A 26,127-nucleotide genomic window follows, 5' to 3' on the forward strand; every position below is an offset into this window, starting at 1 on the left:
GTCCGCGACGCCATCAACACGGCGCGGACCGACAACAAGAACAGCGTCCTGATGCGCGTGAAGAGCGGCGGCCAGTCGCGCTTCGTCGCGGTGCCCATCGCCAAGGGCTGACAAGGGCTGAGCCTCAGGAGGCTTACGACATGAAGGGTGTCGCCGGCATCAGTCGCCCCCGCCGCCGGCGCCCTTCGGGGAAGCAGCGTAATTTTCGCTTCCCGACCTACCTTCCGGTGGAATACGCCCCCCTCCGTCGGAAGGCATAGGGCGGTGAGGTCCCCCCAGCTTCACCGCCCGCCCTTTTTGCCGACCCAAGTTCTCGACCAAGTCTCGCCCACTCGGCTTGCATGGGATTGCCGCTAGCGCCATGTTTAGAGAAGGTTGACCTCCTTGACCGCCGCCGAACGCACGATGCGCCTCCTCATCATCGAAGACGACCGCGAATCCGCCGACTATCTCGTGAAGGCGTTTCGCGAGGTCGGACACATTGCCGACCACGCCGGTGACGGCGAGGAAGGCCTCGCCATGGCCGAGAGCGGCGATTACGACGTGCTGGTGGTCGACCGCATGCTGCCCAAGCGCGACGGGCTGTCGCTGATCGGCGCGCTGCGCGACAAGGGCGACGCGACACCGGTGCTGATCTTGTCCGCGCTCGGTCAGGTCGACGACCGCATCAAGGGTCTGCGCGCCGGCGGCGACGACTATCTGCCGAAGCCCTATTCCTTCGCCGAACTGCTCGCCCGTGTCGAGGTGCTGTCGCGCCGTCGCGGCGGACCTGCAGAGGACACGCTCTACCGTGTCGGCGACCTCGAGCTCGACCGGCTCTCCCACCGCGTCGCCCGCGGCAAGGACGAGCTGACGCTGCAGCCGCGCGAATTCCGCCTGCTTGAATATCTGATGAAGCATGCCGGCCAGGTGGTGACGCGCACCATGCTGCTGGAGAACGTCTGGGACTATCATTTCGATCCGCAGACCAACGTGATCGACGTGCACATTTCGCGGCTGCGTTCCAAGATCGACAAGGGGTTCGAGCGGCCGCTGCTGCACACGATCCGCGGCGCCGGGTACATGATCCGTGACGGCATTCGGTAAACTCGTCCGCACCACGGCGTTCCGGCTGACGCTGGTCTACCTGTTTTTGTTTGCGATTTTCGCGGCTTCGCTGCTCGGCTATTTCGCCTGGAACACGCGGCGGCTGATCACCGAAGAGATCACGCAGACGGTGAATGCCGAGACCTCGGAGATCAACGAGATCTACGGCCGTCGCGGCCTGTACGGCCTAGCGCGCACGATCGAGTCCCGCGCGTTGCGGCCGGGCGCCAATCTCTACCTCATAACCTCGCCCACCGGCCAGGCGATCGCCGGCAACGTCGGCTCGCTGGCGCCGGGTGTGATGGCGACCATCGGCTGGTCGGAGACCGCCTATCGGCGGATCGAGGATACGGATGACCGCGACCATCGGGCGCTCGTTCGCGTCATCGAATTGGAAAATGGTTTCCGCCTCCTGATCGGCCGTGATCTCGCCGAGCGGCGACGCCTGTTCGGCATCGTCGCCAAGGCCGCGCAATGGTCGATCCTGATCGTCGTCGTGCTCGGCCTCGGCGGCGGCGTCTTCGTCGCGCGCAGGGTGTTGACGCGGATCGACGCGATGAGCGGCACCGCGCATCGCATCATGACCGGCGATCTCAGCGAGCGCCTGCCGGTCGGGCGCAGCGGCGACGAGCTCGATCGCCTCGCCGAAAACCTCAACGCCATGCTGGAGCGGATCGAGGCGCTGATGGCGGGGCTGAAAGAGGTCTCCGACAACATCGCCCACGATCTCAAGACGCCGCTGACGCGCCTGCGCAACCGCGCCGAGGAGGCGTTGGCGAAATCCGGTTGCGAGGCCGACTATCGCGCCGCGCTGGAGCGGACCATCGAGGAATCCGACGGGCTGATCCGCACCTTCAACGCGCTTCTGATGATCGCACGCGCGGAATCCGGTCAGGCGCGCGGCAACATGGATGATTTCGATGCCGCCGATGTCGCGGCCGGCATTCACGAGCTCTACGAGCCGCTCGCCGAAGACGACGGCATGACCTTGAAGGTCAAGACGGAAGCAGCGCCCATTCACGGCAATCGCGAATTGATCAGCCAGGCGCTCGCCAATCTGGTCGAGAATGCGATCAAATACGGCAAGCCGGCCACGCAGTCGGCGGGGTCAGTGGTCAGCATGGACGCTCGTCAGATCACGATCGAGGCCAGGCGCGAAGGTGATCAGGTGCTGCTCAGCGTCACCGATCGCGGCCCGGGAATTCCGGAAGGCGATCGCAAACACGCCATCGAGCGCTTCGTGCGGCTGGAAGCGAGCCGCACCATGCCGGGCTCCGGACTCGGCCTCAGCCTCGCCTCGGCCGTTGCCACATTGCATGGCGGCGAATTGCGCCTGGGCGATGCCCATCCCGGCCTCGTCGCCACGCTGGTGCTGCCGGCGCGCGCCGGTGCCGGCGACAGGGTTGCCCCGCCAATGCCGGATGTGCCACAGAAGGTGGCATGAACCACTCCGCGCCGGGAAACGCGGACAAGACTGGCGAGAGCCTTGCCGCACGCTTCGCGGAGGCTCCCCATATTGCCGTTTCCACATCAGACGAACGACGTTTCGACAGCTGGCTGGCCGAGCTCGAGCCGGCCCAATCGGCTCGTCTGGAAGCGCTGCTGGCTCACCCCTTCGCGCGCGACATCCTGGTCGGCATCGCGCAATTCTCGCCTTATTTGTTCGATCTGGTGCGGGCCGATCCGCTGCGCCTGATTCGGTTGCTCGAATGCGAGCCGGATGCGCATCTCGCCGCGCTGATCGCGGAGGCGAGGGGCGCGGTACTTGCCGCGCCTGATGAAGCCGAGGTGATGCGGCTGCTTCGCCGTATGAAGGCTGAGGCGGCGTTGCTGATCGCGCTGTGCGACATCGGCGGGATCTGGCCGGTGATGCGGGTGACGGCGGCGTTGACCGATCTCGCGGTCTCCTCGGTGCAGGCGGCGCTGCAGTACCTGCTGCGTCAGGAAGCCGCACGCGGCAAGATCCTGCCTGAAGATCCCGAGGCGCCCGAGGTCGGCTGCGGCCTGATCGTGCTCGCCATGGGCAAGATGGGGGCCGGCGAGCTCAACTACTCCAGCGACATCGATCTCATCGTGTTCTTCGACCCCGATGCCGCGACGCTTGTGCCCGATATCGAGCCGCAGCCGTTCTTCGTGCGGGTCACGCAAGGCCTGGCGCGCATTCTCCAACAGCGCACCTATGATGGTTACGTGTTCCGCGTCGATCTGCGGCTGCGGCCCGATCCATCCTCGACGCAAGTGGCGATCTCGCGCGATGCAGCGCTGAACTATTACGAGCGGGAAGGGCGCACCTGGGAGCGCGCCGCCATGATCAAGGCGCGGGCGTGCGCCGGCGACGCCAGAGCGGGCGAGGCGCTGCTGGCCGAAATCGCGCCCTTCGTCTGGCGCAAGCATCTCGACTTCGCCGCACTTGCCGACGTGCACGACATGAAGCGGCAGATGCAGACCTATCGCGGCCAGAGCGAGATTGCGGTCGAGGGGCACAACGTCAAGGTCGGCCGCGGCGGCATCCGCGAGATCGAGTTCTTCGCCCAGACCCAGCAACTGATCGCCGGCGGCCGCCATCCGGAATTGCGGGTGCGGCCGACGCTGGCCGCGCTCAATGTCCTCGCCGCGCGCAACTGGATCACCTCCGCCGCCCGCGACGAGCTGACCAAGGCCTATGAATTCCTGCGCCGGGTCGAGCATCGTCTCCAGATGATCGCCGACGAGCAGACCCATGCGTTGCCTGATGACAAGGAGGCGGTCGAACGATTCGCCTGGTTCTTCGGCTATAACAGCCGCGAGGCCTTTGCGCGCGACCTGATGCACCAGCTCGAGATCGTCCAGGGGCACTACGAAAAACTGTTCGAGGGCGATGATCCGACCGGCACGGCAAGCCTGCCCGCGATCGATTATCGCACCGGCCCTGACGGTCCGCGCCTGCTCCAGCATTTGACGACGCTTGGTTTCAAGAAGCCTGCCGCGGTGGCGCAGACCGTCTGCGACTGGCTCACCGCGGATTATCGCGTGTTCCGCAACAAGCAGACGCGCAACGCTTTCATCGAGTTCGTGCCGGCCTTGATCGATGGCCTGGCGCATGCGGAGGAGCCGGACCGCGCAGTGACGGCATTCGATCAGTTCCTCCGGGCGCTCCAGCGCGGCGGCCGGCTGATCACACTGCTCGGCCAGAACCGCGATCTCGTCGCGCTCGTGGCGCTGGTGCTTGGCGCCGCGCCCCGGCTTGGCGAGATGCTGGCACGGCAACCGCAATTGATGGACGGCCTGATCGATCCGCGCTTCTTCGGCGCGATGCCGGATCGGCGGGAACTGTCGGCACGGCTTGCGGCCACGGTGCAGGATGCGGGCTCCTATGAGGAGTTTCTGGATCGGCTGCGCCTGTTCGGACAGGAGAGCCTGTTCCTGATCGGCACCCGCATCCTGTCCGGCACCGTTTCGGCGCAGCAGGCCAGCACGGCTTTTGCCGATGTCGCCGAGGGCATCGTTCACACCGTCCACGGTCTCGTCGCCGATCGCTTTGCCGCGCAACACGGCCGGATCAGGGGGCAGGAGACCGCGATCATCGCCATGGGACGGCTCGGCAGCCGCGAGATGACCGCGTCCTCGGATCTCGATCTGATCCTGCTCTACGATTTCGACAGCGACCATCCGGACTCGGACGGCGATAAATCACTTCAGGGCGCGCATTATTTCGCCCGCCTCACCCAGCGCCTGATCAGCGCCTTCACGACCCGCACCAATTACGGCGTGCTCTACGAGATCGACATGCGGCTGCGGCCCTCGGGACGCGCGGGTCCCGTGGCGTCGAGCCTTGTCTCCTTTGCGGACTACCAGGCCAATGAGGCCTGGACCTGGGAGCACATGGCGTTGACGCGCGCGCGCGTGGTGTCGGCGTCGCCCGAATTCACCGCGCGCATCGAGCAGATTGTCCGCGAGGTCCTGACCCGCCGCCGCGACCGGGCCACCATCGCCAACGACGTCGCCGACATGCGCCGCGCCATCGCGCAGGAGAAGGGCGAGACCGACTATTGGGACCTGAAATACGCCTCAGGTGGCATGGTCGACATCGATTTTATCGCGCAATATCTCCAGCTCGTCCACGCCCACGACAAGCCCGAGATTCTCGATGTCAGCACGTTGCAGGTGCTGGACAATGCATGCAGGCTCGGCGTCATCGGACAACCTGAAACCGAAATCCTGCGCGCCGCCGCGCGGCTCTATCATGATCTGACGCAGATCCTGCGGCTCTGCGTCAGCGACCGCTTCAAGCCGGAAACCGCGGGCACCGATCTGCAGCGGGTGATGGCGCGCGCCGGCGACGCACCGGATTTCTCCTCGCTGGAGGCACGCGTGAAGGAGACGCAAAGCGAGGTGCGGCGCGTGTTCAGCGCGCTTCTGGAAGGGAAGTCGCCAGCTTGAGCGAGGTGAGGGCTTCGAGCACGTTCGGCTCCAGCCCTGCGCCGCCCGCGTCGAGATGCGCGAAGATTGCGCGCTTCATACGGGGATCCCAGAACTTCTTGATGTGGTCGGCGATCCCGGGCACGGCCCTGTCGTGACCCTGACTGCGGAAGAAAGTGCCGATCTGGTTGGCCATGTAGACGAGGCGGTCAGGCGACGACATCGATGATCTCCGGAGCACAATCAGCCGCAACGCGGCCCTGGTGCGTGAACACTTCAAACCCGTCGCTGCGCGCAATCGCGATCAGGGTGATGCCGGCAGCCTCCGCGGTACGTACTGCAAGCGCTGTCGGCGCGGAAACCGCCACCATGACGGGCGCGCCGATCGCGGCGGTCTTCTGCACCATCTCGACGGAGACGCGGCTCGTCAGCAGCACCATGCCGTTGCTTGCGCTCGTCCGGCTGCGCGCGAGCGAGCCCGCGAGCTTGTCGAGCGCGTTGTGGCGGCCGACGTCCTCGCGCAAGGCGACGATGCCGTGCGACGGTGACCAGAAGGAGGCGGCGTGCACCGCCCGGGTCTGCATGTTGATCGATTGCAGGGGAGCGATCGCCTGCATCGCCGTCATGATCTGTTGCGGCGTGAAGATCTGACCCTGCGGCACGATCGCGGCGGGCCGTATGGCCTCGGCGATGGACTCGATGCCGCAGATGCCGCAGCCGGTCGGACCGGCGATATGGCGGCGGCGCTCGCTGATGCGCGCGGCGTCCTCTGACTCCAACCACATGCGCAGCTCGATGCCGTCGTCGAGGCGGATAATATCGAGCGATTTGATGTCGTCGACGGACCTGATGATGCCTTCGTCCAGGCTGAAGCCGACGGCGAAATCTTCCAGGTTGTGCGGCGTCCCCATCATGACGGCATAGGTGCCGCCATTATAGGTCAGCGCCAGCGGGGTCTCCTCGGGGATCAGCCGCGTACCTGCCGACGCGACAGCGTCGCGCCAGATCTCGCGGTCTATGGCCTGGACCGGTACGTGCATGCGGTTACTCTGCGGCCTCGGCCGGCGCGATGCGGCGGGAGTGCCGCGCCTGCGAGTCGTAGCTCTTCTGCCAGTCGGTCGGCCCGTTCGAGGGCGAGATCTGCACCGCCGTGACCTTGTATTCCGGACAATTGGTTGCCCAGTCCGAATAGTCTGTGGTGATCACGTTGGCCTGCGTGTCCGGATGATGGAAGGTGGTGTAGACGACACCCGGCGACACGCGGTCGGTGATTTCGGCGCGCAGCGTGGTCTCGCCGGCCCGGCTCGCCAGCCGCACCCAGTCACCGTCGCGCACACCGCGCTGCTCGGCGTCGTGGGGGTGGATCTCCAGCCGGTCCTCGGCATGCCAGACCACGTTCTCGGTGCGCCTTGTCTGCGCGCCGACGTTGTACTGGCTGAGGATGCGGCCCGTGGTGAGCAGCAGCGGAAAGCGGGGGCCGGTGCGCTCGTCGGTCGCGACATATTCGGTGACGATGAACTTGCCCTTGCCGCGGACGAAGCCGTCGATATGCATCACCGGCGTGCCCTCGGGCGCCTTCTCGTTGCAGGGCCACTGCACCGAGCCGAGCTCGTCGAGCTTGGCATAGGAGACGCCGGTGAAGGTCGGCGTCAGCGCTGCGATCTCGTCCATGATCTCCGAGGGGTGGCTGTAGCTCATCTCGAAGCCCATCGCCTTGGCGAGGCCGATGGTGACCTCCCAGTCGGCCATGCCGTTCTTCGGCGACATCACCTTGCGCACGCGCTGGATGCGGCGTTCGGCATTGGTGAAGGTGCCGTCCTTCTCGAGGAAGCTCGAGCCGGGCAGGAAGACATGGGCGTAGTTCGCGGTCTCGTTCAGGAAGAGGTCGTGAACGATGACGCATTCCATCGCCGACAGCGCCGCCACCACATGTTTGGTATTGGGGTCGGACTGGAGAATGTCCTCGCCCTGCACATAGAGGCCCATGAACGTGCCTTCGATGGCGGCATCGAACATGTTGGGAATGCGCAGGCCCGGCTCCGGGTTGAGCTTGACGTTCCACAGCGCCTCGAACTGGTCGCGCACGGCATCACCCGAGATGTGGCGATAGCCGGGCAACTCGTGCGGGAACGAGCCCATGTCGCAGGAGCCTTGCACGTTGTTCTGGCCGCGCAGCGGATTCACGCCGACGCCGGGACGGCCGATATTGCCTGTTGCCATCGCGAGATTGGCGATCGCGATCACGGTGGTCGAGCCCTGGCTGTGCTCGGTGACGCCGAGGCCGTAATAGATCGCGCCATTGCCGCCGGTGGCGTAGAGGCGGGCGGCTTCGCGCAGCACCTTCGGATCGACACCGGTGAGGATCGCCGTGGCTTCCGGGCTGTGCTTTGCTTGCGCGACGAAGGCGGCCCATTCCTCGAATTCGCTCCAGTCGCAGCGCTCGCGCACGAAGGCTTCGTTGACGAGGCCCTCGGTGACGATGACATGCGCCAGCGCCGTGACGACGGCGACGTTGGTGCCGGGCATCAAGGGCAGGTGCAGCGCCTTCACATGCGGCGATTCCACCATCTCGGTGCGGCGCGGATCGATCACGATCAGCTTTGCGCCCTGGCGCAGCCGCTTCTTCAGGCGCGAGGCGAACACCGGGTGAGCCGAGGCGGGGTTGGCGCCGATGATGACGGCGACGTCGGTCTCCTCGACCGAGTCGAAATCCTGCGTGCCGGCCGAGGTGCCGAACGTCTGCGACAGGCCATAGCCGGTCGGGGAGTGGCAGACGCGGGCGCAGGTATCGACATTGTTGTTGCCGAAGCCGGCGCGGATCAGCTTCTGCACCAGATAGGTTTCCTCGTTGGTGCAGCGGGACGAGGTGATGCCGCCGATGGCATCGCGGCCGTATTTCTTCTGGATGCCGCGCATCCTCGCGGCGGCAAAGGAGAACGCCTCGTCCCAGGACACTTCCTTCCACGGGTCCTCGATCCGCTCGCGGATCATCGGCTTGAGAATGCGCTCCTTGTGGTTGGTGTAGCCCCAGGCGAAGCGGCCCTTGACGCAGGAATGGCCGCGATTGGCCTTGCCGTCCTTGTAGGGCACCATGCGCACCACTTCCTCGCCGCGCATTTCCGCCTTGAAGGCGCAGCCGACGCCGCAATAGGCACAGGTGGTGACGACGGAGTGCTCGGGCTGTCCGATCTCGATCACGGATTTTTCCGTCAACGTTGCGGTCGGGCAGGCCTGCACGCAGGCGCCGCAGGAGACGCATTCGGAGCCGAGGAAGCTCTCGCTCATGCCCGGCGAGACTCGGCTGTCGAAGCCGCGGCCGGAGATGGTCAGCGCGAAGGTGCCTTGCACCTCCTCGCAGGCGCGGACGCAGCGCGAGCAGACGATGCACTTGGAGGGATCGTAGGTGAAATAGGGGTTGGACTCGTCCTTCGGCATCCAGGCGGCGTTGACCTCGCCGTTGGATTTCGCGAAGACGTGGTTCTCGCCCTCATAGCCGTAGCGGACTTCGCGCAGGCCCACGGCGCCGGCCATGTCCTGCAATTCGCAATCGCCATTGGCGCCGCAGGTGAGACAGTCGAGCGGATGATCAGAGATGTAGAGCTCCATCACGCCCTTGCGCAGCCGCTTCAGCCGCTCGCTCTGGGTGTGGACCATGAGGCCGTTCATCACGGGCGTGGTGCAGGAGGCCGGCGTGCCGGCGCGGCCCTCGATCTCGACGACGCAGAGGCGGCAGGAGCCGAAGGCATCGACCATGTCGGTCGCGCACAGTTTTGGGATCTGGTGGCCGGCGTCCATCGCGGCGCGCATGATCGAGGTACCTTCGGGCACCGTGACCTCTTTGCCGTCGATGGTGAGCGTGACCATCGTTGATGATTTGGAGCGCGGCGTGCCGAAATCGACTTCCTCGATCAGAGACATTGTCGTTCTCCTATTCCGCGGCCTGAAGCGTGGTCGGGGCCGGGATAAAATCCTCCCGGAAATGCTTCAATGCGCTGAGCACGGGGTAGGGCGTGAAGCCGCCGAGTGCGCAGAGCGAGCCGAATTTCATGGTGTTGCAGAGGTCCTCGACGAGCGCGAGATTTTCGGCGACGCGTTCGCCGCGGATGATCTTCTCGATGGTCTCGACGCCGCGGGTCGAGCCGATGCGGCAGGGCGTGCACTTGCCGCAGGATTCGATGGCGCAGAACTCCATCGCGAAGCGCGCCTGCTTGCGCATGTCGACGCTGTCGTCGAACACGACGATGCCGCCATGGCCGATCAGGCCGTCACGTGCGGCGAAGGCCTCATAGTCGAACGGCGTGTCGAACAGGGCGCGGGGGAAGTAGGCGCCGAGCGGGCCGCCGACCTGAACGGCGCGCACCGGGCGCCCCGTGAACGTGCCACCGCCGATGTCGTCGACGAGCTCGCCCAGCGTCACGCCGAACGCGGTTTCGAACAGGCCGCCCTGGCGGATGTTGCCGGCGAGCTGGATCGGCATGGTGCCGCGCGAACGGCCCATGCCGAAATCGGCATAGGCCTTGGCGCCCTCGGCGAGGATGAAGGGGATGGCGGCAAACGACAGCACGTTGTTGATGACGGTCGGCTTGCCGAACAGGCCATGATGCGCCGGCAGCGGCGGTTTTGCGCGCACCAGGCCGCGGCGCCCTTCGAGGCTTTCCAGCAGCGAGGTCTCCTCACCGCAGACATAGGCGCCGGCGCCGACGCGCACGTCCATGTCGAAGCTATGGGTCGATCCGCCGATCCTGTCGCCGAGATAGCCGCCGCGCCTGGCGGCCTTGACGGCCGCATTCATCGCCTCGACCGCGTGCGGATATTCGCTGCGGATGTAGATATAGCCTTTGGTCGCCCCCACAGTGATGCCGGCGGTGGTCATGCCCTCGATGACCAGGAAGGGATCGCCTTCCATGATCATGCGATCGGCAAAGGTGCCGCTGTCGCCTTCGTCGGCATTGCAGACGATGAACTTACGGTCGGCCTTGGCCTGCGCCACGGTCTTCCACTTGATGCCGGTCGGAAAGCCGGCGCCGCCGCGGCCGCGCAGGCCCGATGCCGTCACTTCGTTGAGGATCGCGTCCGGGCCCAGCGACAGCGCGCGCTCAAATCCCTTGTAGCCGCCATGGGCGCGATAGTCGTCGAGCGAACGCGGATCGATCACGCCGCAGCGGGCGAAGGTGAGGCGGGTCTGGCGCTTCAGCCAGGAGATCGCGTCCGTGACGCCGAGCCGCAGCGCGTGCGGTCCGTCGCTCGTCATGGACTCGAGCACGGAGGCGACGTCCTCGGCGCTCACCGGCCCGTAGGCGACGCGGCCCGCTGCCGTCGCCACCTCGACCATCGGCTCCAGCCAGTGCAATCCGCGCGAGCCGGTCCTGATGATCTTGATCGACAGGCCGCGCTGCTGCGCGATCTGGTCAAGCGCTGTGACGACGGCATCGGCGCCGACGGCGATTGCCGCCGCATCCCGCGGAACAAAAATCTTCATATTCATCGCTGCGCCTCCGCAACCAGCGCATCGAGGCGCTTCTCGTCGAGCCGGCCGACGAGACGACCGTCGAGCATCGCCGACGGCGCGGTCGAGCACAGGCCGAGGCAGTAGATCGGCTCCAGCGTGACGCGGTCATCCGCAGTGGTGTTGCCAAGCGAAACGCCGAGCTTCGCCTCGGCGCGCGCCGCCAGCGCATCGCCGCCGGCGGCCTGGCAGGCTTCGGCGCGGCACAGCTTCAGCACGTGGCGGCCGGCCGGCTTGTGGCGGAAATCATGGTAGAAGGTGAAGACGCCATGGACCTCGGCGCGCGACAGGTTCAGCTCCTGCGCCACCATGGGAATCGCGGCCTCCGGCACGTAGCCGAATGCCTCCTGGAGCGCATGGAGGATGACGAGCGTTGCGCCTTCCTGGCTGGCATGTTCGGCGATGATCTCGCCGCCGCGAATCTCGTTCCAAGGTTCGCATGAAGGCTCGTATGAAGGCTCAAAAACCGCTGTCATTCTTCGTTCTCAAATTGAGCGTCCCTTTCCGCAAACTATTTGGAATCATTCGAAGATCAATAAAGCTGTCTCATGCTGCGATTGCGAATTCGGATCGATTGGAAAGCGCAATCGACCGATACGATCAGGTAATGAAACTCGTATCGGCTGCCGGTTTTTGCGTGTTGGTGCAGCCCCGGCGTGATAGCTTGCATGCCACGTTGGAATCCGAAGGGACGGACGATTGATCGACAAGCTTGAACTGCTGCTGGCGCTGGCCAAGGAGCGGCATTTTGGACGGGCGGCAGAGGCCTGCGGCGTGACCCAGCCGACCATGTCGACCGGGCTGAAGCAGCTGGAGGAGATCCTCGGGGTGATGCTGGTCCAGCGCGGCTCCCGTTTCCAGGGTTTCACCCCGGAGGGCGAGCGGGCGCTCGACTGGGCGCGTCGCATCGTCGGCGATGCTCGCGCGATGCGCGACGAGATCAACGGACTGAAGCATCAGCTCTCCGGCGAGATCCGCATTGCGGCGATCCCGACCGTGCTCGGCATGGTCGCGTCATTGACGACGCCGTTCCGTGCGCGGCATCCCGAGGTGCGCTTCAGCATCCGCTCGACGACCTCGTCGGAGGTGCTGGGGCTGCTCGAAAATCTCGAGGTCGATGCGGGGCTGACCTATATCGAGAACGAGCCGATCGGCAAGGTGCGTACCATTCCGCTCTACAATGAGAGCTATCGCCTGCTCACCGCGCCCGATGGGATGTTCGGCGATCGCGAGACGGTGACCTGGAAGGAGGTCGGGCAGGTGCCGCTGTGCTTGCTGACGCCTGACATGCAGAACCGCCGCATCATCGACCGTGCGCTGCGCTCGGTCGGCGCGGAGGCGACGCCGACGCTGACATCGAATTCGCTGCTGGTGCTGTTCACCCACGTCAAGACCGGGCGGTGGGCGAGCGTGATGCCGGCCAAGCTCGCCGAGACGCTCGGCCTGTCCGACAAGGTCCGCACCATCCCGATCGTCGACCCCGAGGTCACCTACAGCATTGGCCTCGTCATCCCGCAGCGCGACCCGATGACGCCGCTGATCGCAGCGCTGGTCAATATCGCCCGCGAAGTCGCGCCATCGCTGCAATCGTAAGGGCTATCGCGACAGTCTTGTAGGGTGGGCAAAGCGTAGCGTGCCCACGCGGTTTAGCCGTATCGATCCAACACAGCGTGGGCACGGCGCAAGTGCGCCTTTGCCCACCCTACCGGAGCGGTGCTCTTGGGTCGCTTCGATTCAACCAGAGCTCATTGAGCCCTACGCCGCCGCCGAAATCCCTGACGCCGCCTTGACGGCGTCGCGCGGCAGCGTCACGCGGACGACGGTGCCGACTTCCAGCCTGGAGCGCAGCTTCATCGAGCCGCCGTGGAGCTGGGCCAGTGAGCGGGCGATCGCGAGGCCGAGGCCCGAGCCGTGATAGGTCTTGGTGAGCTGGCTCTCGACCTGCTCGAACGGACGTCCGAGCCGCGCCAGCGAGTGCGGCGCGATGCCGATGCCGGTATCGGCGATCATCAGCACGATCCTGTCCTCGAGCTGCCGGCTGCGCACCACGATGCGGCCGCCGTCGGGCGTGAACTTCACGGCGTTGGACAAAAGGTTGACGACGATTTGCTTGGTGGCGCGGCGGTCGGCGACGACGGAGATCGATTTCCCGATGTCGGCATCGAGCTCGAGGTGCTTGTCCTGAGCCCGGCCGGCGACGACGCGCAAGGATTCAGCCAGCGTCTGCGACAGGTCGAGCTCTTCCATGTCGAGCTTCATGCGGCCGGCCTCGATCTTGGACATGTCGAGGATGTCGTTGATGACCTCGAGCAGATAGTGACCGCTGGTCAGGATGTCGTGGCAGTATTCCTGGTACTTCTCGGAGCCCAGCTCGCCGAACATGCCCGAGCCCATGATCTCGGAGAAGCCGATGATGGCGTTGAGCGGCGTGCGCAGCTCGTGGCTCATATTGGCGAGGAACTTGGACTTGGTCTGGTTGGCTTCCTCGGCGCGGGTCTTCTCGCGCTGGTACTTCTCGGCGAGGTCGGCGAGCTCGATGGTCTGGCGTTCCAGCGCGGCCTGCGAGCGCTTGAGGTCGATGACGGTGGCGCGCAGGCGCAGATCGTTGTCGACGAGCTTCTGCTCGTGCTCCTTGATGCGGGTGATGTCGGTGCCGACGGAAACGTAGCCGCCGTCCTTGGTCCGACGCTCGCTGATATGCAGCCAGCTGCCGTCGTCGAGCTGGGCCTCGAAGGTGCGCGCGCCCGGGCCCTGGGCACCGGTCTCGTTGTGGCGGGTGCGGACCTCGGGCATGCGGCCGACTTCCAGCACGGTCTCGTAGGAGGTGCCGGGGATCACCGCGGTGTCGGGCAGCTTGTGCAGGCGCTGGAAGTGCGAGTTGCAGAGCACCAGGCGGTCGCTGGCGTCCCACAGCACGAAGGCTTCCGGAATGGTCTCGATCGCATCGCGCAGGCGCAGGTCGGCTTCCACGGTCCGCTCGGCGAGGCTCTTCTGCTCGGTGATGTCGACCGCGATGCCGATCAGGTGCATGCCGGCATCACTTGCGCCGCGGGTTCGCTCGCAGCGGACGCGCAGCCAGATCCAGTGGCCGTCGACGTGCTGCATGCGGAAGGTCTGGTCGATGTGGTCGATCTTCCCGGAGATCAGCTGGTCGGCGATCTCGAACAGGTCGATATCGTCGGACTTCACCAGCGCGTTGACCTCGCCGAAAGTGAGCAGCTCGTTGCGGCCGTCGAGGCCCAGCATCGAGAACATCGATTGCGACCAGAAGATCCGGCCGCGCGACAGGTCCCAGTCCCACAGGCCGCAGCGGCCGCGGTTGAGCGCGGTGTCGATGCGGCCGCGCACCGCGTCGTTGATGAGGTCGCCTTCGCGGGCGCGGGTCGACTGCCAGTGGAAGGCAAAGCCGAGGATCAGGACGACGAAGCCCGTGGTCGCCGACAGCGTCACCGACAGCGCCGCGTCCGAGCCCCAGATCGGCTCGTTGCGCTCCTGGATCACCGTGACGAGACCCGGCAACGACTTGATCGGCCGCGCGGTCGCCAGCGCCACGTTGCCGTCAGGCAGCGTCATGTCCACGATGGTGTTGTCGCGCGGCGGCGCCGCTAGCAGCTGTGCGGTGGTGATCGCATCGAGCAGGCGGTCGTTGCCTGCTGGATCGCTGTCGATCGGAATGCGGGCGAGGATGTGACCGTTGACGCCGGCCGAGGTGACGACGACGTGGCGGCCCGAGACCCTGGCCTTGTTCGGGATCATGTCGGGCAGCAGCGTCGGCAGGTTCTCGATGGCCTTCAGCCGCTCGGCGCGGAGCGAGGTCGCGCGGTCGATGCGCTCGGCGAGCAGCTCGGCGAGCATCGAGATGTCGTTCTGGATCACCAGGCGCTTCTGGCGTGTCTGGTCGACGACCTGGACGAACGCGCCGAGGCAGATCGTGATGAGGAAGGCAATGATGAGCGTCGGCACGGCGCGACGCAGCGCCGGCTCCGCGATCAGCAGCCGATGATAGGCAGGTTTCGCGATCGATTGCGCCAATCCCTTGATCGAATCGGATTGGACGCACGCGTTCGCGGCGTCTGCGCGCGCCATGCCTTCGGCCCCCTGAAAACCTGTCTGCAACACCATTCGAAAGCAGCCCCACAACCCTTTCGAATCACAGCGATTTGAATCCAGTTTGCGCAGGCTGTCGAGAGTCAACGAAAGGTTAACGCGAAATAATTCTTATCCAATGCAGACTTTGCGCGGCTTCTGCTCCGCAAACTCACGTGCATCAGGAGTCCGAAACGAGAACGCGTGACTCCTCGCGCTTTCCGCCTCACGCGCGCGGTGGTTCGGCGTGGCTGATGACGCGCTTCACGCTCGGGAACGCGCGGCGCAAGCGGCGCTCGATCGCATCGACTTGCTCATGCACCTTGATCACGCTCATCGACGGCGCGGCGCGGCAATGGAAGTTGACGATCTCGCCGCCTTCGGTGTCGCGGACGCGCACATTATGGATGTCGTGAATCTCGCCGCCGGCGGCATATTCGGCGAGTGCGGCGGCGATGGTCTGTACCCTGTCGGGCGCGGCATCGGCGCCGAACGGCAGTTCCGGCTCCAGCGGCTCGATATGGACGTCGACCTCGACGTCAGCGCCGAACTCTTCCTGGATGCTGCGCTCCAGCCTGTTGGCGACGTCGTGGGCGGCCTCGAGCTGCATGTCGGCGTCGACCTCGAGGTCGATGCTGACGATCAGCTTCGCGACGAGATCGTGCACCGTGACGTGGTGGATGGCGAGGCCCGAATTGCGCGCGATCACCATGATGCGGTCGCGCACGGTCTCGTTGTCGCGCGCGACGGGGACGGCCGTGAAGGACAGGTCGGCATCGCCGAAGGCCTTGGCGAGGGCGGCTTCGGCGTTGCGCTTGATGCCTTCGACGCGGTCGATCGGGTAGGTCCTGGGCACCTTGACGATGCTGTCGATGAAGGTGGTCGCCCCGACCATGCGCACGCGCAGCCGCTCGACGTCGATCACGCCGGGCACGCTGCGGATGGCGGCGGTGGCCTTGTCCTGTGCCCCTTCCGGCGCGCGGTCGACCAGCGTCTGCACCGTCGAGCCCGCCATGCGCAGGCCGAGCAGGGCGATCATCACGGCGACCGCGGCGGCGGCCACCGCGTCGCCCCACCAGAAGCCGAGGGCCGCAAGGATCAGTCCGATGATAACAGCGAATGAGCCCATGACATCGGAGGCAAAATGCAGCGCGTCGGCCGCGAGCGCCTGGCTCCGCGTCTCCCGCGCGGCCTTGTGCAGGGCGCGGGCGCGCCAGAGATTGACGGCGATGTCGAGCACCAGCACCACGAATGGCACGGCCGAGATCGTCGGCGGCGGGGTTCCCTCGCGCAGCCGGCTGTAGGATTCGACGAGGATGCCGCCGGCGAGCACATAGAGCAGGGCGGTCACGCCAAGCGCGGAGACGCTCTCGAGCTTGCCGTGGCCGTAATGGTGCTCGTCGTCGGCCGGCTTGTCCGAGACCCGCACCACCGCCCAGGTGATGATGGTCGCGACCAGGTCGATGGAGGAGTGCAGCGCCTCGGAGATCAGCGCCAGCGATCCGATTGCGATCCCGACCACGAATTTGGCCGCCGCCATGCCGCCGCTGGCCAGGATCGAGATGGCCGCGACCGATGTCTTGTCGTGTTGTCCGCTCATGGCGGGGGATTTAGCAGGGCGTTCGCGAACATCAAGCGACGATCCACAGAACTGGCCGCGAGTGAGTTGCAGAATAGAAGCTGTTGCGAATGCTTCCGAATTGAAGGGTGGCTTATGCCACTTGCTCCGTCATGCCCGGGCTTGTCCCGGGCATCCACGTTCTTCGTGCCAAGCCGCCAAGACGTGGATGCCCGGGTCAAGCCCGGCCATGACCAGCAGAGAATCTCGTAGGGTGGGCAAAGGCGCAAAGCGCCGTGCCGACGATTCTTCCATGATCGCTCACAAATCGTGGGCACGCTCCGCTTTGCCCACCCTACGGCACCGCCGCCGGAGTGACTTCGCATCGCCCCGGAATGACGGCCGCGGCCAGAGCTACGGCACCGTCACGACAATCTTCCCCAGGTGCTTGTTCGCCTCCATGTGCTCGAACGCCTTGTCGATGTCGGAAAACGCATAGACCTTGTCGATCGGCAGCTGAAGCTTTCGCGATTCCACCGCGCCCCAGATGTCCTTGCGGACCTCCTCAAAGATCGCGCGGACCTCCTCGATGCTGCGGGTGCGGAAGGTGACGCCGATATAGGAGATGCGGCGGGCGGCATGGAGGTCGAAGTTGAAGTCGGCATGGGTGCCGCCGAGCCGGCCGACATTGACGATGCGGCCCAGGATCTTCGTTGCCGCGAGGTTCTGGTTGGCGACCTTGCCGGAGACCTGGTCGACGATGAGGTCGACGCCTTCGCCGCCGGTCGCCTTCAGCACGTCGTCGACCCATTTGGGATCGGAGGAATCGACCGCGAGCTCGGCGCCGTAGTCCTTCAGCCGTCCGCGGCGATAGGCATCGGTCGAGGATCCGATCACCAGCCTTGCGCCCTTGAGCTTTGCGATTTGCATTGCCATCAAGCCGACGCCCGAGCTCGCGCCCTGGATCAGCACGGCCTGCCCCGGCTGCACGCCACCGACGGTGACGACGGCGTTGTGCATGGTGGCGAGCGCGACGGGCAGGGTGGCGGCCTCCTCGAAATTCATGTTCGAGGGCGCGCGGAACAGCCGGCCGTGGTCGGCAAGCGTGTATTCGGCGAAGGCCGCACCGCCGGAGCCCATGATGCGGTCACCTATCTTGACGCCCTTCGCATCGGGGCCGAGCTCGGCCACTTCGCCGGCCCATTCCATGCCGAGCACGGTGCCGACGCCGCCGGCCGCGCCATGGGCGTGGCCCTTGCGCATGCCGGTGTCGGCGCGATTGAGACCGCAGGCGCGGACGCGCACCAGCACCTGCGTGCCTTTCGGCTTGGGTTGAGCGACGTCGGAAATCCGAGCGCCTTCAGCGCCGTAGACGTAAGCCTTCATGAATTGCTCTCGCTTCTTGCAGTGACTATTCCGCGGCTTGCGCGTTTGGTTGAACGATCATGCCTTCGAGCCGGCCGCGGATGATCGCCTCCGCCTCCCGGACGATGCGGGAGATCAGCTCGCCGCAACTCGGGATGTCCTGGATCAGGCCCTGCACCTGGCCGGCTGACCAGATGCCTTCGTCCGAATTGCCTGTGGCATAGACCATCTTGCCGCGGGCACCCGCAACCAGCTCGCGGATGTCCTCGAACCTGGCGCCTTCCTTCTCCATGGCGACGACCTTGGTCGAGATCTCGTTCTTGGCGACGCGCGAGGTGTTGCGCATGGTGCGGAAGATCAGCTCGGTCTCGCGCTCGTCGTTGGCGACGATCTTCTCCTTGATGAGCTGGTGGATCGGGCTCTCCTTGGTCGCCATGAAGCGGGTGCCCATGTTGATGCCCTCGGCCCCGAGCGCCAGCGCCGCGACCAGGCCGCGGGCATCGGCAAAGCCTCCGGAGGCGATCATGGGAATCTTGACCTTGTTGGCGGCGGCCGGGATCAGGATCAGGCCGGGGGTATCGTCCTCGCCGGGATGGCCGGCGCATTCGAACCCGTCGATCGAGATGGCGTCGACGCCCATCCGCTCGGCCGAGAGCGCATGGCGGACGCTGGTGCATTTGTGCACGACCTTGACGCCGTGCCTTTTGAACTCGTCGACATGCTCCTGCGGCCTGTTGCCGGCGGTCTCGACCACCTTGATCCCGGCCTCGATGATGGCGGCGCGGTATTCGGCATAAGGCGGCGGCTTGATCGCCGGCAGGATGGTGAGATTGACGCCAAACGGCTTGTCGGTGAGATCGCGGCAGCGCGCGATCTCGCGGGTCAGGTCCTCCGGCGTCGGCTGGGTCAGCGCGGTGATGAAGCCGAGCGCGCCGGCATTGGCGACCGCCGCGACCAGTTCGGCGCGCCCAACCCACTGCATGCCGCCCTGGACGATCGGGTGCTCGACACCGACAAGCTTTGTGAACCGTGTTTGCAGCATGACGTTTCCCCCGCGCCTCGCGTTGGCGCTCTGTTATCGGTTGATGGCGGGAGGATGCCGGCCGGGTCAGGAAAAGTCTATTGCGGGGGCGTGCGGTGGGGGCGGGGCCCCATGCGGGGATGAGGGCGATTCCGTGCGGCGGACAATTGGGGCGGCGCCGTTGCGCCGATGAGGCAAGCTTGTTCCTCGAACTCCGTCGTCATACCCCGCGCAGGCGGGGTATCCAGTACGCCGCAGCTTCTCGGTTCTAGCCTCGCTGTCTCTGGAATACTGGATTGCCCGCCTGCGCGGGCAATGACACCGAGTAAGTAGCGGGAGCTACTCCGCCGACAGCCGCACCATCTGCCGGCCGCCGTTCATCTCTTTCAGGCTGTTGACGAAGTTTTCCGGGCGCTGCCAGCGATACGGCACTTTCAGGCCCATGTACTCGGCGATGTCGCCGATGAAGCCGGTGCAATTGGTGGTCTCGGCGTTCCAGACCGGCGAGCTTGCCTTCAGCTTCTCGATATAGGCGAATACGCGCTTGGCGTCTGCTTCGTTCAGATAGACGCGATAGCTCGCGGTCAGATAGTCCGGATCGAGATCGCCGTAGCTGGCGCCGGTCTCCGATGGCACCCAGGTGAGATGGCCAAGCACGTAGGTCCAGGTGTCGCCGGCAGGCGTCAGCCCCGCGACCTCGACGGCGCGCTCGCTGGTCTTGCCGTACCAGACGAAGGCATGGCCCCAGCTCGCCGCCGTCCGCGCGCGGAAGTCGACGTAGTAGGGGCCTTTCTCCGCCCGCGTCACCGAGCGCCGCGTCGCTTGCGGCGTGGCGCGCGATGCGGTGTCGGTCGAGACAAGCGCACTGGCATCGGCCATGCGCTTGTTCGTTTCGTGTTTCGTTTGTTGGGCCGAAGCCGACGGCATCACGCACGCGATCATGGTCGCGAGCGCAAGGCCCGCAAGGATGCAGGATTCCGATCGATCAAACTTGTTCGTCACGCTGTGCCCCTCGACTGTCGGCCGCTTTTCGTTCGCTGGCGCCTCAGTAGCGCGCAGCAACCGGGCCGGGCGCCTTGCCGATCGGGGCCTTGCCAACGGGACCCTTGCCGATGGGCATCTTGCCGATCGGAGCCTGCTCGGCCGGATAGACCGGCACGGGCTGGCGGCGCGGCAAATCTGCAGCGTTCGCAGCCGTCACCAGAGCAAGCGTCGCACCCAGAACAAATACAATCTTCTTCACAGTCATACCCCTAGCAGTTTGGCCCAAGCACGGCTGAGCCGTGCCCCCAGACACGCCTCAGAGATGGACGTCGGAATGCGACCACAGTGCGGCAGCGGCGAGACATGTTGGCGGCATCTCTTGGGCGCGCGCAGATGTGATGTGGGTCGAAATGTTTCGCTGCACTCTGCCCATCCCGCCGAGCAACTCACCCGATCCGGTTCAGGCTGTTGCGGATGGTCGAGAAGATGCCGCCGATGTCCTTGCGCAAGGCATCGAGCGCGTTGAAATTCTCGAAGATGCGGGCGAGGCGGTCTTCGACCTCGCGCTTGCTCTTGGTCAGCGCATCGACACGCGAGGTGAGAGTGGTGCCGCCGCCCGCCTCGATCTCGCCGACGGACTTGGCCAGGAGATCCCTGGTGGCGCTGACCTCGGTGATCATGGCCTCGATGCCGAACACCGGCGCCTTCAGCGGCACGAGATCGGCTTGCGATTTCGACAGCTCCGTCTTGAAAGCGTTCAGCGTCGCCAGCGTTTCCTGCAACGCAGCCAGCCGCTGGCGCGACTGCAGGACGAAATCGTTCAGCGCGTTCTGGCGATCGACGAGGGTCCTGCCGTCAGCGTCGGTCTCGACCTCGTTGAGCGAGCGTTCGAGCTGGGCCCGGCTTTGGGCGAGCTCCTCGAAATCGAACCGGATGCTTTTCAGGATGTTGGCGCTGTCGTCGATGCGGGCGAGGCGCTGCTCGATCTCATCCTTGTTTTTCGACAGCGTCTCGACGCGTGTGCTGAGCGGGGTCTCGCCGCCGGTTTCGAGCTCGTCGACGCTCTTGGCGAGACGATCGTAGCTGAGGCCGAGCTCGGCAATCAGGGCGTTGATGCCTGCGTCGGACGAGCGCAGCGGCACCAGCTCGGCGTGGGATTTCGCCAGATCTTCCTTGTACTGGTTGAGCCTCGCAAATGTGTCCTGCACCGCGTTGACCCGGCCGAGCAGCGTCGACACGTCACGGGCAATATCCTTCAGCCGGTCGGCCAGATTGTTCTTGCGATCGTCGGTCTCGAGGTCGAGCAGCGCGCGTTCGAGCTGGTTCTGGCGGTCGCGGATCTCGGTGAAGACGGGCTCGACCGTGCGGCGCTGATCGGCGACCTTGCCGACGATCTCGCGCACCGTCTGCTGGCGGCGGCGGATCTCGGCGAGCTGGTCGTGCATGTCGGTCGACTGGTTGCGGCCCTGCTGGAGCAGCGCGCGCTGCTCGGTCTCGCCGAGCTTGTCATGCAATGCGGCGACAGCCCCCCGGGGATCGCTCTCGATCAGGTGCTGGACGGTGGCGTCGAGATGGTTTTGGAGGGCGTGCGCGACCACGACGTCCTCCCGGGTCTTCTTGAGGCGGTCGCGCAAGCTGTCGAGGCGCCGGTCCTGATGTGAGAGCCGAAAGGCCGAGGCGCCGATCAGCGCCAGACCGGCCAGCACGATCGCACCAGCCGCGATGCGCTGCGGCACCGGCAGGGCGATGAAGGCGCCCGGCAAATGGGTGATGTCGTAACCAAACGCCTGCGGGGCGAGAAACGCGATGGCGACGAGCAGGACAAACCAGGCAACCAGCAAAAACAGCCACATGGCGACGTCCTCACGTCCGCGCACATTTTCGCCATAATTGCTATTGGAGAGCGGAACCGAGATCAAGGGGCGGGCCGGCGGCCGGAGGTGTTGGACGGCGCGATCCACAGGCGGGGTGCTTCGCAATCGTCATTCCGGGGCGGCGCGGAAGCGCCGAGCCCGGAATCCATCAGGCAGCAGAGACGGTGGCGAAATGGATTCCGGGCTCGCGACTTCGTCGCGCCCGGAATGACGGAGGAGAACGCGGCCGTGACGCCGAGAGGTTACAGCCTGAACTCGTTGGTCAGCTCGCCGATGCCGTCGATCGCGACCGTCACTGTATTCACCGGCTCCTTCATCACGCCGACGCCGACCGAGGTGCCGACCGCGATGAGGTCGCCGGGGAGCAGGGTCATGTCGTGCGAGATCTTGCTGACCAGGGCCTGCGCGGAAAAGATCATGTCGGAGATCGGATAGTTCTGCCGCTCCGCGCCATTGAGGATGGTGCGGACCGTGAGCTTGGCCGGATCGAGGCCGGTCGCGATCACAGGTCCGAACGGGCCGTAATCGTCGATGCCCTTGGCGCGGGCCCATTGCGGAAAAGTGGGGTCGTTGGTCAGGATGTCGTTGGCGGTGATGTCGTTGACGCAGGTATAGCCGAAGATGAAGCCATTCGCTTCATCAGGCGAGACGCGTGCGCAGGTCTTGCCGATGACGATGCCGAGCTCGCCCTCATAGGTGGTCTTGCCGTCGTAATAGGACGGACGGCGGATCACCGCGCCCGGCGTCGTGATGGTGGTGGTGGCCTTGAGGAGATAGAGCGGCTCAGGCGGTTCTGGCTGGTTCAGCTTGGCCGCGAGGGCATGAAAATTATTCCAGAGCGCGACGATCTTGCTGGGCGCGCAGGGCGCCAGCAGCTCGACCTCCGTCAACGCCAGGATCTTGCCGGTCGCAGCATTCCGGCCGAACATCTCGCCCTCATGCACGCTGATGCCTGACGAGGTCAGCGTGCCGAAGCCGGTGCTGCCGGCGTGGCGGAAGCGCAGCCATTTCGTTATCGCGGTGCTCATCACGCCACCGCCAGCGCGCGCGGATCAATGGGCGCGGAGATGCCGTCATAGAGGCCGGCGATGCGGGCGCGCTGGGTCACCATCGCCAGCACGGAGTCGAGCGCGGGCGTCGGGATCCTGGTCAAGCGCCCCATCTCCTGCACCACGGTGACGAGCGGGTCGATCTCCATCGGACGGCCGCGCTCGAGATCCTGCAGCATCGAGGTCTTGTGCGCGCCGACCTTGCGGGCGCCCTCGATGCGGCGCTCGACATCGACGCGGAACTTGACGCCGAAGGTTTCGGCGATGGCTTGCGTCTCCACCATGATCGCACGCGACAGCGCGCGCGTGGCGGGATCGCTGCAGATCACGTCGAGCGTCGCATGGGTCAGCGCGCTGATCGGGTTGAAGCAGACATTGCCCCACAGCTTGAGCCAGATCTCATCGCGGATGCGGTCGAGCACCGGGGCCTTCAGCCCTGCGGCGACGAAGAGCTCGGCGAGGCGCTGCACGTCATCAGTAATTTCGCCTGATGGTTCGCCGAGCGGGAAATTGTTGCCGTAGACGTGGCGGATCAGGCCGGGCGCTTCGATCTCGGTGGCGGGATAGACGATGCAACCGATCGCGCGGTCAGGCCCGAGCTCGCGCCACTGCCGACCGCCGGGATCGATGCTCTCCAAGGTCGCGTTCTCATACGCGCCGCCGTGCTTGTAAAAATACCAATAGGGGATGCCGTTGACCGCGGTGACGATGCGGGTGTGCGGCCCAAGCAGCGGCTGCATCTTCTCGATCACGCCGGTGATCGAATGCGCTTTCAGCGTGACGATGACATAGTCCTGCACGCCGAGCTCGGCCGCATTGTCGGTGCAGCGGGGATGGACGGTGTGCGTCTCCTCGCCGGCGAGGAGTGTCAAGCCGCGCTCGCGCATCGCGGCGAGATGCGCGCCGCGCGCGACCAGGCTGACATCGGCGCCTGCGCGGGCCAGCTGCACGCCGAGATATCCGCCGATCGCGCCGGCGCCGTAGATGCAGATCTTCATGAAATCCTCGCGGGGTACCGGAATTTTCGGACGAAGGATCCGGTCCGGCTCGGATGTGTCCGAGCCGGCCGACAGTCGCAGGGAAGAGTGCGGTTTCTTACGCCGCCGCTTGCGGCGCGCCGTTGAGGGCCTCGTCAACCGCAGCGGCGATGTCGCGCATGCTGATGACGGAGACGAGGCTGTAGTCGTCGATCACGGGCAGGTGCCGGATGTGATTCCGGTTCATCAGATGCCGGACATGCTCGATCGTGTCAGAGGAGGTGCAGGAGACGAGCTGCTGCACCGAGACGAGCTGCGAGACCTTGACGTTGATGGCACCCGCGCCATGCTCGGCAACCGCGCGCACCACATCGCGCTCGGTGAACATGCCGACCGCGGTGTTTCCTTCCGAGCGGACCACGTCCTTCACCACCAGCGCGCTGATGTTGTTGGCCCGCATCAGCTTGGCGGCAACACCCACCGTTTCGTTCATTCGCACCGTGACGACGCGCGGCGTCTTCTTGCGCAGAATGTCTCCGACCAGCATGGCAACCTCCCTGGGTGAACGATGCAGGGAGTGTGGTATACATAATGCCAACCGTCAAGCGCTGGATTTGGTTCATCCGAAAATTCTTGCGGCAGCAATGCTGACGTTTGTCCTCATCGACAAAGAAAAAGGGGCGCATCACTGCGCCCCCTTGATCGACGTGAAGATGTGTCGCGGCTCACGCCGTCCCGGTCTTGGCACGCGTCTCGGCGGTGGCGGTCGCGGGGCTGGCGCTCTCGGCCTCCTTGCCGAGGATGAAGGAGCGGCGCAGCGGCTTGATCACGAACAGCGCCATCAGCGCGGCCGTCGCGTTCAGCGCCACGGCCACCACGAACACGGCCTTCCAGCCATAGGCGGTCGAGATCACGCTGGCGAGCGGGACGAGCAGGGAGGCGGTGCCCTTCGCGGTGTAGAGCATGCCGTTGTTGGTGGTCGCGAACTTCGAGCCGAAAGTGTCGCCGCAGGTGGCGGGGAACAGCGAGTAGATCTCGCCGAACACGCCGAAATAGACCGCGGTCGCGAGCACGAACACGAGCGGGACGTGACCGTAGGCCGACAGCGTCAGCAGCATCAAGGCGGCGGTGCCGAAGGCGATGAACATGGTGTTCTCGCGGCCGATCGTATCAGACACGAAGCCGAAGAACGGGCGGCCGAAGCCGTCGAAGATGCGGTCGAGCGAGATCGCGAAGGTCAGTGCCGCCATCTGGAAGCCGGCGAGCGAGACTGGCGTGTCGGCGATCTTGAAGTCGTGCGCGATCGGCGCGATCTGGGCCGCGGTCATCAGGCCGCCGGAGGCGACCATGACGAAGACGAGATACATGATCCAGAAAATCGGAGCGCGCAGCACCTGCGGCGGCGTGAAATCGATCTTGGTCTGCGGCAGGTTGAGCTGCTTCTTCTTCGGCGGGATCGAGAGCCGCGGCGGCTGGATGAAGAAGGCGAGCACGAACACGATCAGGCCCTGGCCGATGCCGAAGGTGAGGAACGCGTGCTGGTAGCCTGACGATGCGATCATCGCCGCGATCGGCACCACGGTGAGCGCTGCGCCCGCGCCGAAGCCGGCAGCCGTCGCGCCGGCGGCGAGGCCGCGGCGATCGGGAAACCATTTCAGCGCATTGCCGACGCAGGTGCCGTACACCGCGCCTGCGCCCATGCCGCCGACGACGGCCGCGGTATAGAGCAGGGGAAGCGAGTCGGCGTAGGAGTTGAGCACCCAGGACAGTGCGATCATCACACCGCCGAACATGATGACGATGCGCGGGCCGTATTTGTCGACGAACCAGGCCTCGATCGGCACCAGCCAGGTCTCCGTGACGACGAAGATGGTGAAGGCGAGCTGGATCGCGGCGCGACCCCAATGGTACTTGGCGTCGATCGGGTCGACGAACAGCGTCCAGCCATATTGCAGGTTGGCGATCATCGCCATGCAGACGATGCCCATCACCAGCTGGAGCCAACGGAAACCTGTGCGAAGAGGCGCGGCCGTGACGGCGCCATCCGTGCTGGAAATCATCAACAACCTCCCAAGCGCCTGTCTGGTTACGACAGCGCCGCCCATATGACGGATTGTCGCAAATCTTGTGGCTTATGGTCGCAAGCGCGGCGCGCAGCTTGGTATACCATATTCCAGAATGCAAGCCCTATCTGGGACCAAGCTCAAGAAAAGTGCAGGGTTC

At 65.4% G+C, this 26,127-nt stretch carries 20 protein-coding genes; 4 read left to right on the forward strand and 16 right to left on the reverse strand.

Features of this window, described 5'->3' with window-relative positions; genetic code table 11:
• Positions 1-405 precede the first annotated feature (405 nt).
• From HYH07_RS32050 to HYH07_RS32060, 3 genes are read left to right on the forward strand one after another with little or no spacing between them, the layout of a single operon-like run.
• Positions 406-1,086: a response regulator transcription factor gene (locus HYH07_RS32050; protein WP_220006217.1), complete on the forward strand. Its 681-nt coding sequence runs from the start codon at positions 406-408 to the stop codon at positions 1,084-1,086.
• On the forward strand, positions 1,070-2,530 hold the full coding sequence (locus HYH07_RS32055) for an ATP-binding protein (protein WP_220006218.1): 1,461 nt from the start codon (positions 1,070-1,072) through the stop codon (positions 2,528-2,530). Before HYH07_RS32050 ends, HYH07_RS32055 begins: the two co-directional genes overlap by 17 nt.
• Positions 2,527-5,505, forward strand: coding sequence for a bifunctional [glutamine synthetase] adenylyltransferase/[glutamine synthetase]-adenylyl-L-tyrosine phosphorylase (locus tag HYH07_RS32060; RefSeq protein ID WP_220006219.1), 2,979 nt, complete (start codon positions 2,527-2,529; stop codon positions 5,503-5,505). Before HYH07_RS32055 ends, HYH07_RS32060 begins: the two co-directional genes overlap by 4 nt.
• Here the strand turns inward: HYH07_RS32060 and HYH07_RS32065 are convergent.
• The 5 genes from HYH07_RS32065 to HYH07_RS32085 are packed head-to-tail and all read right to left on the reverse strand — an operon-like array spanning position 5,471 to position 11,466.
• Positions 5,471-5,707, reverse strand: coding sequence for a formate dehydrogenase subunit delta (locus HYH07_RS32065; RefSeq protein WP_220006220.1), 237 nt, complete (start codon positions 5,705-5,707; stop codon positions 5,471-5,473). The genes HYH07_RS32060 and HYH07_RS32065 overlap by 35 nt on opposite strands.
• Positions 5,694-6,524 (reverse strand): formate dehydrogenase accessory sulfurtransferase FdhD, encoded by an 831-nt coding sequence (gene fdhD, locus HYH07_RS32070; protein WP_220006221.1) that lies wholly within the window; start codon positions 6,522-6,524, stop codon positions 5,694-5,696. Before fdhD ends, HYH07_RS32065 begins: the two co-directional genes overlap by 14 nt.
• Before the next feature lie 4 nt (positions 6,525-6,528).
• Entirely contained in the window at positions 6,529-9,402 is a 2,874-nt protein-coding gene (fdhF, locus tag HYH07_RS32075; protein ID WP_220006222.1) for a formate dehydrogenase subunit alpha, read from the reverse strand.
• A 10-nt stretch (positions 9,403-9,412) separates the two neighbouring features.
• Complete coding sequence (locus HYH07_RS32080; RefSeq protein WP_220006223.1) at positions 9,413-10,969, reverse strand: NADH-quinone oxidoreductase subunit NuoF; 1,557 nt, start codon at positions 10,967-10,969, stop codon at positions 9,413-9,415.
• The gene (locus HYH07_RS32085; protein WP_220006224.1) at positions 10,966-11,466 is read right to left on the reverse strand and encodes a formate dehydrogenase subunit gamma; all 501 of its coding nucleotides are present in this window, start codon (positions 11,464-11,466) and stop codon (positions 10,966-10,968) included. Before HYH07_RS32085 ends, HYH07_RS32080 begins: the two co-directional genes overlap by 4 nt.
• A gap of 223 nt (positions 11,467-11,689) precedes the next feature.
• Here HYH07_RS32085 and HYH07_RS32090 point away from each other — a divergent pair, with 223 nt between their 5' ends.
• Complete coding sequence (locus HYH07_RS32090; RefSeq protein WP_057753087.1) at positions 11,690-12,583, forward strand: LysR family transcriptional regulator; 894 nt, start codon at positions 11,690-11,692, stop codon at positions 12,581-12,583.
• Between the two features lie 162 nt (positions 12,584-12,745).
• On the opposite strand, the gene HYH07_RS32095 is transcribed toward HYH07_RS32090, so the two are convergent.
• The 11 genes from HYH07_RS32095 to oxlT form a co-directional block, all read right to left on the reverse strand.
• Positions 12,746-15,076 carry a PAS domain-containing sensor histidine kinase gene (locus tag HYH07_RS32095; protein ID WP_220006225.1) on the reverse strand — a complete coding sequence of 777 codons (2,331 nt, stop codon included), beginning with the start codon at positions 15,074-15,076 and terminating at the stop codon, positions 12,746-12,748.
• Positions 15,077-15,302: 226 nt separating this feature from the next.
• On the reverse strand, positions 15,303-16,676 hold the full coding sequence (locus tag HYH07_RS32100) for a cation-efflux pump (RefSeq protein ID WP_220006226.1): 1,374 nt from the start codon (positions 16,674-16,676) through the stop codon (positions 15,303-15,305).
• Positions 16,677-17,048: 372 nt separating this feature from the next.
• Entirely contained in the window at positions 17,049-18,020 is a 972-nt protein-coding gene (locus tag HYH07_RS32105) for a zinc-binding dehydrogenase (RefSeq protein WP_220006227.1), read from the reverse strand.
• A gap of 25 nt (positions 18,021-18,045) precedes the next feature.
• Complete coding sequence (locus HYH07_RS32110; RefSeq protein ID WP_220006228.1) at positions 18,046-19,041, reverse strand: nitronate monooxygenase family protein; 996 nt, start codon at positions 19,039-19,041, stop codon at positions 18,046-18,048.
• 318 nt (positions 19,042-19,359) lie between these two features.
• On the reverse strand, positions 19,360-20,022 hold the full coding sequence (locus tag HYH07_RS32115; protein WP_220006229.1) for a hypothetical protein: 663 nt from the start codon (positions 20,020-20,022) through the stop codon (positions 19,360-19,362).
• A gap of 43 nt (positions 20,023-20,065) precedes the next feature.
• A complete protein-coding gene (locus HYH07_RS32120; protein WP_057753092.1) occupies positions 20,066-20,269 on the reverse strand; it encodes a hypothetical protein in 204 nt (67 codons plus the stop codon).
• Positions 20,270-20,450: 181 nt separating this feature from the next.
• Complete coding sequence (locus tag HYH07_RS32125; RefSeq protein WP_220006230.1) at positions 20,451-21,857, reverse strand: hypothetical protein; 1,407 nt, start codon at positions 21,855-21,857, stop codon at positions 20,451-20,453.
• Between the two features lie 263 nt (positions 21,858-22,120).
• The gene (locus HYH07_RS32130; protein WP_220006231.1) at positions 22,121-22,906 is read right to left on the reverse strand and encodes a fumarylacetoacetate hydrolase family protein; all 786 of its coding nucleotides are present in this window, start codon (positions 22,904-22,906) and stop codon (positions 22,121-22,123) included.
• Positions 22,906-23,925, reverse strand: coding sequence for a 2-dehydropantoate 2-reductase (locus tag HYH07_RS32135; protein ID WP_220006232.1), 1,020 nt, complete (start codon positions 23,923-23,925; stop codon positions 22,906-22,908). Before HYH07_RS32135 ends, HYH07_RS32130 begins: the two co-directional genes overlap by 1 nt.
• A gap of 97 nt (positions 23,926-24,022) precedes the next feature.
• The gene (locus tag HYH07_RS32140) at positions 24,023-24,451 is read right to left on the reverse strand and encodes a CBS domain-containing protein (RefSeq protein WP_220006233.1); all 429 of its coding nucleotides are present in this window, start codon (positions 24,449-24,451) and stop codon (positions 24,023-24,025) included.
• 178 nt (positions 24,452-24,629) lie between these two features.
• Positions 24,630-25,964, reverse strand: a complete 1,335-nt coding sequence (gene oxlT, locus HYH07_RS32145; RefSeq protein WP_220006234.1) for an oxalate/formate MFS antiporter — start codon at positions 25,962-25,964, stop codon at positions 24,630-24,632.
• Positions 25,965-26,127: the final 163 nt, after the last annotated feature.

Source organism: Bradyrhizobium sp. BR 10261 (assembly GCF_019455395.1).
Classification (GTDB): Bacteria; Pseudomonadota; Alphaproteobacteria; order Rhizobiales; family Xanthobacteraceae; genus Bradyrhizobium; species Bradyrhizobium manausense.

What these genes read in the sequence shown, in the direction of transcription:
- HYH07_RS32120 (WP_057753092.1), bottom strand. Translation starts at nt 20,269, where the DNA reads ATGACTGTGAAGAAGATTGTATTTGTTCTGGGTGCGACGCTTGCTCTG.
- HYH07_RS32095 (WP_220006225.1), bottom strand. Translation starts at nt 15,076, where the DNA reads ATGGCGCGCGCAGACGCCGCGAACGCGTGCGTCCAATCCGATTCGATC.
- fdhF (WP_220006222.1), bottom strand. Translation starts at nt 9,402, where the DNA reads ATGTCTCTGATCGAGGAAGTCGATTTCGGCACGCCGCGCTCCAAATCA.
- HYH07_RS32085 (WP_220006224.1), bottom strand. Translation starts at nt 11,466, where the DNA reads ATGACAGCGGTTTTTGAGCCTTCATACGAGCCTTCATGCGAACCTTGG.
- HYH07_RS32060 (WP_220006219.1), top strand. Translation starts at nt 2,527, where the DNA reads ATGAACCACTCCGCGCCGGGAAACGCGGACAAGACTGGCGAGAGCCTT.
- HYH07_RS32065 (WP_220006220.1), bottom strand. Translation starts at nt 5,707, where the DNA reads ATGTCGTCGCCTGACCGCCTCGTCTACATGGCCAACCAGATCGGCACT.
- HYH07_RS32100 (WP_220006226.1), bottom strand. Translation starts at nt 16,676, where the DNA reads ATGAGCGGACAACACGACAAGACATCGGTCGCGGCCATCTCGATCCTG.
- HYH07_RS32110 (WP_220006228.1), bottom strand. Translation starts at nt 19,041, where the DNA reads ATGCTGCAAACACGGTTCACAAAGCTTGTCGGTGTCGAGCACCCGATC.
- oxlT (WP_220006234.1), bottom strand. Translation starts at nt 25,964, where the DNA reads ATGATTTCCAGCACGGATGGCGCCGTCACGGCCGCGCCTCTTCGCACA.
- fdhD (WP_220006221.1), bottom strand. Translation starts at nt 6,524, where the DNA reads ATGCACGTACCGGTCCAGGCCATAGACCGCGAGATCTGGCGCGACGCT.
- HYH07_RS32135 (WP_220006232.1), bottom strand. Translation starts at nt 23,925, where the DNA reads ATGAAGATCTGCATCTACGGCGCCGGCGCGATCGGCGGATATCTCGGC.
- HYH07_RS32105 (WP_220006227.1), bottom strand. Translation starts at nt 18,020, where the DNA reads ATGAAGGCTTACGTCTACGGCGCTGAAGGCGCTCGGATTTCCGACGTC.
- HYH07_RS32130 (WP_220006231.1), bottom strand. Translation starts at nt 22,906, where the DNA reads ATGAGCACCGCGATAACGAAATGGCTGCGCTTCCGCCACGCCGGCAGC.
- HYH07_RS32050 (WP_220006217.1), top strand. Translation starts at nt 406, where the DNA reads ATGCGCCTCCTCATCATCGAAGACGACCGCGAATCCGCCGACTATCTC.
- HYH07_RS32125 (WP_220006230.1), bottom strand. Translation starts at nt 21,857, where the DNA reads ATGTGGCTGTTTTTGCTGGTTGCCTGGTTTGTCCTGCTCGTCGCCATC.
- HYH07_RS32080 (WP_220006223.1), bottom strand. Translation starts at nt 10,969, where the DNA reads ATGAATATGAAGATTTTTGTTCCGCGGGATGCGGCGGCAATCGCCGTC.
- HYH07_RS32140 (WP_220006233.1), bottom strand. Translation starts at nt 24,451, where the DNA reads ATGCTGGTCGGAGACATTCTGCGCAAGAAGACGCCGCGCGTCGTCACG.